This is a genomic window from Sphingobium sp. (genome assembly GCF_048594625.1).
GTDB lineage: Bacteria > Pseudomonadota > Alphaproteobacteria > Sphingomonadales > Sphingomonadaceae > Sphingobium.
Genome location: NZ_JBMDWL010000037.1, coordinates 1 through 1,692 on the forward strand (window position 1 = coordinate 1; position 1,692 = coordinate 1,692).

A 1,692-nucleotide genomic window follows, 5' to 3' on the forward strand; every position below is an offset into this window, starting at 1 on the left:
GGCGTGGCGGTGGCCGATGCGCCGGTGCAGCTGCCCGCGCAGACCGAGCCGGCGTCGGCGGCGGGTCACCCCTTCCTTGAGCGGCGCGAACTGGCGATCGTCAATGTGGGCAATGTGGCCGGCACGGTCACGGTCGATGGCGAAGTCTTCACGCTGGGCAACAAGGATTGCCTGTATGTGACGATGGGCGCGAAGGATGTGGAATTTGCCGGTGCAGGCGCGCGTTTCTACCTTGCCTCCTGCCCGGCGCACAAGGGGTTCAGGACGCAGCTGGTGTCGGTGGCCGACGCGACCACGCTGGAACGCGGCAGCCTGGAGGAATCGAACGAACGCACCATCTATCAGATGGTGATCCCCGGCATCTGCGAAAGCGCGCAGCTGGTCATGGGCCTGACGGTGCTCAAGCCCGGTTCGGTGTGGAACACCATGCCCCCGCACATTCATGAGCGCCGCAGCGAGATCTATTTCTATTTCGAGCTGGACGGGCCGAATGACCGCGTCTTCCACTATATGGGCGAAGGCGAAGCGATGCGGCACATCGTGATGGCGAATGAGGAAGCGGTCATTTCGCCGCCCTGGTCGGTGCATATGGGTTCGGGGACCAAGGCCTATGCCTTCATCTGGGCGATGGCGGGCGAGAATCAGGACTATACCGACATGAACGTGCTGGACATCTGCCAGCTGGCCTGACGGTTTTTGCCTCTCCCACCCCGGTGGGAGGGGCCATGGAGTCCTGACATGAGCAATATTTTCGATCTATCCGGCAGGCGCGCGATCGTCACCGGGGCCAATACCGGCATCGGGCAGGCGATCGCGCTGTCGCTGGCGACCGCTGGCGCGGACATTGCGGCGGTGGGGCGGACCCCCGCGCAGGAGACGGTGGAACAGGTGCGCGCACTTGGCCGCCGGGCGGAAATCATATCGGCGGACCTGTCCAGCATCGAACCGGTGCAGCGCATCGTCGATGAGACGGTGGAAAAGCTGGGCGGGCTCGACATCCTGATCAACAATGCCGGGATCATCCGCCGGGCCGACAGCGTCGATTTCACCGAGGAAGACTGGGACGCGGTGATCGACACCAACCTCAAGACCAGCTTCTTCCTGTGTCAGGCGGCCGGGCGGCACATGATCGCGCAGGGGGGCGGCAGGATCGTCAACATCGCGTCGCTGCTGTCGTTTCAGGGCGGCATCCGCGTGCCCAGCTATACCGCGTCCAAGAGCGGGATTGCAGGCCTCACCAGGCTGCTGGCCAATGAATGGGCGGCAAAGGGCGTGAACGTCAACGCGATCGCGCCGGGCTATATCGCCACGAACAATACCGCGGCGCTGCAGGCCGACGAAACCCGCAACCGCCAGATACAGGAACGCATCCCCGCAGGCCGGTGGGGGCAGCCCAGCGACATTGGCGGGGCGGCGGTGTTCCTGTCGTCCGGCGCGGCCCAGTATATCCATGGCCATATCCTGGCCGTCGATGGCGGCTGGCTGGCACGCTGATCGCACGACCGGCGCCCCCGCATCGCGTGGGGGCGTCCATATAACGACAGAGGGCGCCATAACGCCCCGGCCATAGAGCATGATCCGGACGAACTGGATCGGATCATGCTCCAAATGTCTTTTGCTTGACCCATTTTGCGCGCCGTCATCTGTCCCGGATGACTCCAAAATGTTCTGACAGGAGTGGATCGATGACCG

At 64.0% G+C, this 1,692-nt stretch carries 2 protein-coding genes; both read left to right on the forward strand.

The features are described from left to right. The coding region (gene kduI / locus ACOJSJ_RS05225; RefSeq protein ID WP_420143933.1) for a 5-dehydro-4-deoxy-D-glucuronate isomerase at positions 1–690 on the forward strand (690 nt) is incomplete at its 5' end. 48 nt (positions 691–738) lie between these two features. Continuing rightward, complete coding sequence (gene kduD, locus ACOJSJ_RS05230; RefSeq protein ID WP_420143934.1) at positions 739–1,494, forward strand: 2-dehydro-3-deoxy-D-gluconate 5-dehydrogenase KduD; 756 nt, start codon at positions 739–741, stop codon at positions 1,492–1,494. Positions 1,495–1,692: the final 198 nt, after the last annotated feature.